Origin of the sequence: Helicobacter rappini, from assembly GCF_900198625.1 — a bacterium.
Taxonomy (GTDB): domain Bacteria; phylum Campylobacterota; class Campylobacteria; order Campylobacterales; family Helicobacteraceae; genus Helicobacter_A; species Helicobacter_A rappini.
Map to the genome: position 1 here is coordinate 1 of NZ_FZPK01000039.1, position 8,948 is coordinate 8,948.

Annotated in this window: 6 protein-coding genes; all 6 read left to right on the top strand. The window is 35.0% G+C overall.

Going from position 1 to position 8,948, the window contains the following annotated elements:
- A partial coding sequence (locus C6H17_RS08120; RefSeq protein ID WP_324737745.1) for a DUF2779 domain-containing protein occupies window positions 1-1,420 on the top strand: 1,420 nt, incomplete at its 5' end.
- A 282-nt stretch (window positions 1,421-1,702) separates the two neighbouring features.
- Window positions 1,703-3,466, top strand: a complete 1,764-nt coding sequence (locus tag C6H17_RS08125; RefSeq protein ID WP_005219784.1) for a DUF262 domain-containing protein — start codon at window positions 1,703-1,705, stop codon at window positions 3,464-3,466.
- A 22-nt stretch (window positions 3,467-3,488) separates the two neighbouring features.
- The gene (locus tag C6H17_RS08130) at window positions 3,489-4,088 is read left to right on the top strand and encodes a DUF262 domain-containing protein (protein ID WP_005219783.1); all 600 of its coding nucleotides are present in this window, start codon (window positions 3,489-3,491) and stop codon (window positions 4,086-4,088) included.
- A 13-nt stretch (window positions 4,089-4,101) separates the two neighbouring features.
- Window positions 4,102-4,641 carry a hypothetical protein gene (locus C6H17_RS08135; protein ID WP_005219782.1) on the top strand — a complete coding sequence of 180 codons (540 nt, stop codon included), beginning with the start codon at window positions 4,102-4,104 and terminating at the stop codon, window positions 4,639-4,641.
- A gap of 756 nt (window positions 4,642-5,397) precedes the next feature.
- A complete protein-coding gene (locus C6H17_RS08140; protein ID WP_005219781.1) occupies window positions 5,398-6,672 on the top strand; it encodes a PD-(D/E)XK nuclease family protein in 1,275 nt (424 codons plus the stop codon).
- A 183-nt stretch (window positions 6,673-6,855) separates the two neighbouring features.
- On the top strand, window positions 6,856-8,948 hold a 2,093-nt coding region (locus tag C6H17_RS12225; protein ID WP_158655011.1), incomplete at its 3' end, for a BspA family leucine-rich repeat surface protein.

Below are 8,948 nucleotides of genomic sequence, written 5' to 3' on the forward strand. Positions count from 1 at the left end.
TTTGAATCTGTTTTTTGCCCTAAGTCAGCCAGATGAAGCACAGATTGAGCGTTTTAGTGTGGGTGAAGATGTGGGGATTTTAGCCTGTGAGTTATTCCCAAATGGTGAGAGAATCTCTTTTGATGATGGCATAAGCTATAACGCTAAACGCACAAAGGAGCTGCTAGATTCTGGCACTAGTGTGATATATGAAGCGACTTTTATATATGAAGGCATTGTTGTAATGGTAGATATTTTACAAAACACACCACAAGGGCTTATCATCAATGAAGTGAAAAGCTCCACAAGCCTAAAGGAAGTATATATTTATGATTTAAGCGTGCAGCACTATGTCATCACGCATTGTGGATATAGTATAAAGGAAGCGAATCTTATCCATTTAAACACGAGCTACAAAAGGGGTGAATCGCTTGATTTAACTAGGCTTTTTGTAAAAGCGCCTTGCTTAGAATCTGTGCAAGAATTTACACTAAAGATTCCAGCAATTTTGCAAGAGTTTGCTAACACTTTAGAGGGGCAAGATGAGCCTAGCATTGATATAGGGGCACATTGTGATGACCCTTACTCTTGCGAGGCAAAGGCTTATTGCTGGGAAGCCCAAAGGGGCATAAAGGGAGAATATTCTATATTCAACCTTGCGTGGCTTAATGGCGATAAAAAGATAGAGCTATATAGACAAGGGATAGCACGATTTAGTGATATAAAAGATATAGATAGCCTAAGCTACAAGCAACAACTACAAATAGAATGCTTTAAGAATAAATCTGTGCATATACAAAAGGATAAAATAAAAGAGTTTTTAGGGAGTTTATCCTACCCCATTTATCATTTAGACTTTGAGACATTCCAGCTCGCTGTGCCTAGATTTGTAGGCACTAGGGCGTATGAGCAAATCCCTTTTCAATTTTCACTGCATATCCAGCATAAAGATGGCAAGCTAGAGCATAAAGAGTTTTTAGCCAAAAGTGGCATTGACCCTAGAGTTGAACTTATTCAAACCCTGCTAGATTCTATCCCGCAAAATGCCTTTATCCTAGCTTATAATGCGAGTTTTGAAAAAGGTGTTATTACAAGACTTGCTGCAAGTTTTCCACAATATGAAAAAGATCTTTTACATATTGCTTCACAGATTGAAGACTTAATGACACCCTTTGCCGCTAGGCATTATTATCATTATAAGCAAAATGGCAGCCACTCTATCAAAGTCGTTTTACCAGCCCTTGTGCCACAAATGGAATCCGCTTATAAAGAGCTAGGTCTCGTGCATAATGGCGGGGAAGCAATGGAGTGCTTTGCCGCGCTAGAATCTATGCCAAAAGAAAAGCAGATAGAATATCGCAAAGCCCTTTTAGCATATTGCAAACTTGATACACTTGCTATGGTAGAGATTATAAAGGCGTTGGAAAGGTTAGTGGGCTAAACGCAAGATTCTAATCTTACTTATGATAATTGAGAATCTTTGTCATAACGCTGTCAAAACATTATGTTATACTCTATCTATCCAAACAAATAGGGAGTAATAATTGAAAGATTCTAAGCGAGTGATGATATGTAGCGGAGCAGGGGCTTAGTGCTGAGAGTGGATTGCAGACATTCCGTGATAATGATAGTAAGAGAGTTTATAAAATATAGAACAATATCTTGAGATGATAGAATCATGGCTTAGATTTTTAATTATATACAAACAAAACAGGAAGAATATATGGTTAAACACGATGATATAAAGACGATTAAAGAACTACTTTTGACAGACAAAACACGCTATCATATCCCAAGCTATCAAAGGGGCTATAAGTGGAAAAAGCAGCAGGTAGAAGCCCTATTAAATGATTTGTATGAGTTTGCCTTGCAAGAAAAAGCGAAATTTTACTGCTTGCAGCCTATTATGCTGAAAGAAAATAAGGGTAAATACAATGTGATTGATGGGCAACAAAGGCTTACGACTTTATACCTTATCTGTAAGGTGCTAGATTTAGGGATAAAATGCACGATAGAGTATGACACAAGAAAGAAAAGCACGGAATTTTTGAAAGATCCTGAAAAATATATGGATTCTCAAAAAGTGGATTCTAGTGATAAGAACATATTTAAAGGTATGGATTATTACTTTATGATAGCAGCTTACAAAACAATTAAGGAGTGGCTTGGTAATAATAATGAGAAAAAAGAAGTAATAAAAGGACTATTTCAAGCAGACAAGACAGAAAAATATGTCGGCATGATTTGGTATAAAAGTGATGAAAATGAAGCATATCTTTTTGCCAATATCAATAGCGGGAAAATCCCATTAAACGATGCCGAGCTTATCAAAGCACAGCTTTTATTAAAAGATGAAGCAAATAAAATACAAGAATTGCGACAGATAGAGTGTGCTAACGAGTGGGATTCTATGGAATACGCTCTGCAAGATGATGAGTTTTTTAGCTTTTTAGTTGAGGATAAAGAGAGCTATGACACAAGGATTTTGCTACTCTTTGAGGTATATTATGAGATATATAGCGATAGCGAAAAGGACAAATCCCATGCTGTATTTGAGTTTATACAAACTAAACTTATGGATAAAAATTCTAAAGAGTGCTGTTGGCAAGAAATTAAAAAGATTTTTCTTACTTTTAAATCATGGTATAACAATTCAAAAAGCTATCATCTTATCGGCTTTTTACTTGTAGAAAATGAAAGTCTAGCAGGGCTTTATAAAGAAGCACAAGGACAAACAAAAAGCAAGTTTTTGCATGAAACAATAAAAGAAAAAGTCAAAGAAAAAATTGCAACGCACAATAAAAAAGATTTAGCAAATATCAAATCCTTAACTTATGGTGATAATAACAAAGAACTAAAATCCATTGTATTACTCTTTAATATGCTCTCTTACATAGACACACAATACCGCTTTAGCTTTGATATATACAAAAATAACGATTGGGAGCTTGAGCATATCCACGCCCAGCAAGATAAAACACCACAAATACCATTCAAAGAAGTAGTAAAGTGGCTTAGGGATAGTAAGCAGATTCTTAAAAATGCAGAGCAAAGCGGTAAAGAATCATCGATAGATTTTGGAAAAATACCAAGCACACTGGAGAGAGTAGAAAGCCTACTAGAGAAATTAAAGGCAGAAGCAAAAAAGAAAAAGTTAGACGATGATGAAACTAAGGAATTTGGGGAATGCGTAAAAGCTGTTTTTGAGATATTTAAAGGCGATGAGCTACACACAATTGGTAATCTCACTCTACTTAGCAAGAATGAGAATATCTCTCTTGGCAATGCTATCTTTGCAATGAAGCAGCAAAGAATAAAAGAGAAAGAACAAGAGGGTGCATTTATCCCCCTTTGCACACGCAATGTGTTTTTAAAATACTACACAAAAGAGCAGAATATCTCTCAAGCACTCTTTTGGAGCAAACAAGATAGTCAAGATTATCAGGAAGAGATTATCGCAAAAATACAGAAATATTTATTCTCTTAAATCCCAAAATAAAGGATAGCAAATGAATACACAATCAATGACTTTTAAAGACTTGGCAGAAGAATACAAATACACAATCAAGATCCCTAGAATCCAACGCGACTACGCACAAGGCAGAAAAAACGCACAAAAGATAAGAGAAAAATTTGTGAAAGATTTATTTGAGTCTTTAAAAAATGATAAAACGCTACATTTGCAGTTTGTCTATGGAAGCGTAAAAAATGGTAATGATTTTATCCCCCTTGATGGACAACAAAGGCTTACAACTCTTTATCTTTTGCATTGGTATATCGCAATGCGAAACAACACGACAGAATCTTATCTAGCAAACTTCACTCATGAAACACGCTCTAGCTCAAAAGAATTTTGCAAGGCTTTGAGTAAGAATACAATTACTATCAAAAACAGCACTGATATATCCGCAACCATCAAAGATCAAGCATGGTTTCTACCCTTTTGGGAGCAAGACCCCACTATACAATCTATGCTTACAATGCTAGATTCTATCCATACACAAGCAATCAAATCTAGCCCAGATACCCCCATGCTAGAGTGTTTCTATAAGAATTTAGACAAGCTTACCTTTTCTTTCATTAAAGCTGACACGAAATTGGAAAAATAAAATTAGCGGAGAGTTGGCAACAGCTTTTAGGGCTATGTGTAAAGAGAAATTAATAAGAGATGATGAGTTGCTTAAAAAGTGTAAGAAAAAAAGAATTAATCCGCAGAAATGGCAATACTATTTCATCAAATATAGCAAAAGTTTTTTTAAGGATAATCACAATTCATTTATATGGAACAAGTCATTAGAAATATACAGACTTACAGACATAAAAAGAACACCGCCTCTGATAAATCCATTTCTATGGACACTTAAAGAAAAGATTAAAGAAAAGTTAAAACTTAAAGCTGAATATAAAGGAGTAGCAAGCATTAAAGCTAAAGATCATTGTGTAAAAATCAAAGGCAAATGCGAAATACAATGTGCAAACAATAGCTTTGTGATAACACCCCTTAGTGATGAGTGTAGAAAGTCGTTAGAGCAATCACTGAAACAACAACCATCATTGCAATTTGACAAAGGAATCTTTACAATCTCACTCACTAATGACAAAGATATTATCGAAACACTTATTACCATACTCCAAGCAATTTTCACCAAAGAAAACCCCTAGCCCATGCCTACCAACTTGGGCTTATGCTGCAATGTAAATTTTTCAAGATATAATATTGACATAAATATGTCAAAAGTGTGTGCTATACTTCATCTATCTAAAACAAATCCATTACATCTTTAGAAGCATAGAGGGCTACACAAAATCACAACACTCGTATACAACAATATTTATTTCTAAAGTTGAAACAAAAGATATTGTTATATGCTTTTATCCTATGCAGTCTTGCAAGTATAATTGATTGAATTGTAAGCACCCATTGCAGTCAAAATTGAAAGCAGTTTCACAACAGATTGTTTAGAAAATCTTTTATCCTTTTCAATAAAAAACCTTTTTACAAGCGTGCTTTGGATTAAGTGAGCCTGAAACAAATATCTTATATGTTATTTAGGCATTAATGACTATGTAGAATTTTTAGAAACTAGTCCCATTAAAAAAGAGATAGAAAAGCTAGATAATATTTGCTTTGGAGATTTTGCTTTAATTGCTAGAGGTGCTAGATTTGAAGCAATCACTTCTTCACAACAATTACTAGAGAAATTACAAGAAGAATCAAAGCTTAAAGATACACATATAAATACGAGGAAAATGGGGTTTTAGGGGGGGGGGATTAAAATACACAATGTATGCAGAAAGAGTTTTCAAGTGAATGACTTAAAAGCTGTATTATTGTTTTTTGTATTTTTGATTATAATATACATTTATATTTGTAGCAATTAATCTTTGCTGCATTAAATTTAAAGAAAGGAGAAAAGCGTGGAATATAAAGACTTTTTTGAAAAAGTAAGCGGCTTTTTAAAACAGGCAGAGATTCATAAAAGGCGTGGGAATAATGACTTTAATCCCTACTTGCAAATGTTGAGTAAAAACGATGAAGTCAGGCTGCATAGTAGGCTAATATGCGGATTTTTAAATCCATTAGGCAAACACTATCAAGGCGATGTGTTTTTAGAAGAGTTTTTACAATGTGTGGGGCTTAGAGAGTGGTTTGGTGATACACGCAATGCTAGGGTGTATAAAGAGTATAAAAATATTGATGTGTATATCACTAATGGAGAGAGACATATCATTGTAGAAAATAAGATTTGGGCAGAAGATCAGCTGCGGCAAATTGAGCGGTATATTGAGAGCATAGCAAAAGAGCAAAGCCAAGAATCTAATGAGCTAGAATCTAGCGAAAGTGAAACACCACAAGAGCAAGGTGCGTCTTATGACAATATCGCTGTGCTTTACCTAGCCCCTTATAAACGAAATCCTTCAAAGTCTAGTCTAGGCAAATGGGAAATACAAGGGGATTATCTTGTAAGTGGAGATAATAAAGTGAGATTTAAAGCTATCACTTACAAGAAAGAGATTTTAGCTTGGATAGAAAACTCACAGGCAAAAGTTGGCTGTATCACAAACCTAAATGCCGCACTACTCTTTTATAAAGATGTCGTGCAAATCATTACAAAAACAAAGGAGAACACAATGAGTTTGGAAAATTTTTTGACAGAGAATAATATGGAAGAGAATATGAAAATAGTCTATGAGATTGTAAAAAAGAAAGACGAAATCATAGAATTGTATCACGAAAAGTTTGTAAAAAAAGTTATAGAAGGGCATAAAGAACAGATAGAAAGCAAGGGCTTTGAGATTGTTAAGCCTGAAAATAAGGATAAGAAAATGGGCAAGTGGGAAAAGATTGACTTAAACTATCCCTTTATCATTAAACCCAAAGATTGTGGCGAGTATTATTACGCCTTTTGTGTAGAATATTACAAGCAAGAAAATAGATATAGTTTCTATGGTGTGCGGATTTTTCACAAAGATGTAACTTTCAATGCAGACGACCCAAGACTAAAAGACATTCAAACATTTTTAGGGCAGGGGGGCAATAAACCAAGCTGGTGGCTTTATCGTAATAAAGATACAAAATGGCGTTATAAGTTTGATATATTATTAACAGAGTTTGAATCTAACTTGCAAGAATTTTTAGATTCTAGCAATATTAAAGCCTTGAATGAAAAGCTTAAAGAATATCAAGCATAGCAACATAACTCCCACAAAGTAAAAACCAGAATCTTACTTTGTGAGCTAAAAATCCACAAAAATTCTAAAAAATTTCACTTTTTTGACACAACGCTGTCAAAAGTGTATGTTATAACTTTACCTATCAAAGCATTAAATCAACACCAAGACTTTGATAGCATATAACAACACGAAGGAGCGACAATGAGCTACAAAAATCGTATAGAATCTATACTCAAAGAATTAAATCAAGGCGTGTATGAAAAAGATGAGGCTTTAAAGCTTATATTGCTTTCATTTCTAAGTGGTAAATCAGCCTTTTTGTATGGACCGCCCGGCACGGCAAAGAGTCTTGTTGCAAGGAGGGTGGCATTGGCGTTTGATATGAGTGATAGTAAAAAAGCAGATTCTAAAAAGGATTCAGCTTCGGGTAGTCATTCGCTTGATTGCTCGTATTTTAGGGCAGTCACTACCGACAAGGTAGCTCCCACCCTAAAATACGAGCAAAACAAACAAAGCACCACTACAAATCCTAGAATCCGTGATGAAGAAAAACAAACGCAAAAAGCAGATTCTAACACTTTCTTTGCCTACTTAATGAATCGCTTCAGCACACCAGAAGAAATCTTTGGTCCCATAGACATAGCAGAGCTGAAACAAAATCGCCTTACACGAAGCACACAAGGCTATCTCCCCACAGCACATTTTGCGTTTTTAGATGAGATATGGAAAAGCTCTCCAGCTATCCTAAACACACTTTTAACCATTATCAATGAAAAGATTTATCGCGATGGAAATATGGATATAAAAGTCCCATTAAAAGGGCTAGTGTGCGCGAGTAATGAGTTCCCTACGCCAAATCAAGGGCTAGAAGCCTTGTATGATAGGCTCATTATCCGCTTAAAAGTCTTGTCTGTGGAGAAAAAGGCTAGTTTTGAAGCCCTGCTTAAAGGCATAGATGAAGCAAAGCCTACTATCACAAAGCCCTTTAACTTACAAGAATTGCAAGATATAACACAAAAGGCTAAAAGCATTACTTTTTCTACGCAAAGCTTAAAGGCACTTCATCACCTAAAATCCCTTATAGAAACTCATAATAAAGCCCTAGATAAAGATACAACAGACCTAGATTTTAGCCTAGTTTCCACACAAGAGAGTGAGAAAATCTATATTTCAGATAGAAGATGGGTAGCTATGGCAGAGCTTTTAAGAGTAGCAGCAGTTTTAAGTGATAGAGATGAAGTTTTACCCATAGATATTATGCTTTTAAAGCATTGTCTATGGAGCAGTGAATCTCATATAGACATTATCCAAGATATTTTAGCAAAAGCCCTAGAAAACACTATACATATAAACCTAGATGAGTTTGATATATCGCATTTACAAGATGAGTATGAGGTTCAATATGAGCTAGTGAAGACAGAATTTTATAGCAGAAATAAGGCAAAGAAAGTCTCTCAAAAGAAAAAAGATGAATACACAAACGCTTGTGATACTCTCTTAGAATCTATAATGTCTTTACAAGAGAGACTAGCACAAATCTATAATACACAAAAGAGTAGCTTATATAATGTTTTTCTTAATGATACAGATTATGACATAGCATTACAGGACATTGCAGAGAAGCAAACGCAGCTAGAGCGTCTCTATCTAGCCCTAGACCAGCTAAAACATATCATCGCACGACAAATAGAGCCTATGCCACTAAAATATATGGATAAAAGCCGGATTATCTATCACCCAAAGACAAAAGATGAGCTACTCAATCTTATAGATGATAAAAGTGTGTATCTAGGCGATATTGATACAAGTGCTATTACAGATATGAGTGGGCTATTTAGAGACTCAAATCGCACAGATTTTAGCGGGATAGAATATTGGGATGTAAGCAGCGTAGTGAATATGCGTTGTATGTTTTATGGAGCAAAGAAGTTTGATCAACCGCTAGATTTTTGGAATGTCAGTAATGTAAAAGATATGCGGTCTATGTTTACTGGGGCTACAAGCTTTAATCAACCGCTAGATTCGTGGGATGTAAGCAGTGTAACCGATATGTATTGTATGTTTCACAATGCTAGGAAGTTTAATCAGCCATTAAACTCGTGGAATGTAAGTAGCGTAGAAGATATGAGTAATATGTTTTATGGAGCAAAGAAGTTTGATCAACCGCTAGACTTTTGGAATGTCAGGAATGTAAAAGATATGTCTTATATGTTTTGTGGGGCAAGTAGCTTTAATCAACCACTAGATTCGTGGAATGTCAGAAATGCAACTAAGATGCAGTATATGTTTAAAGG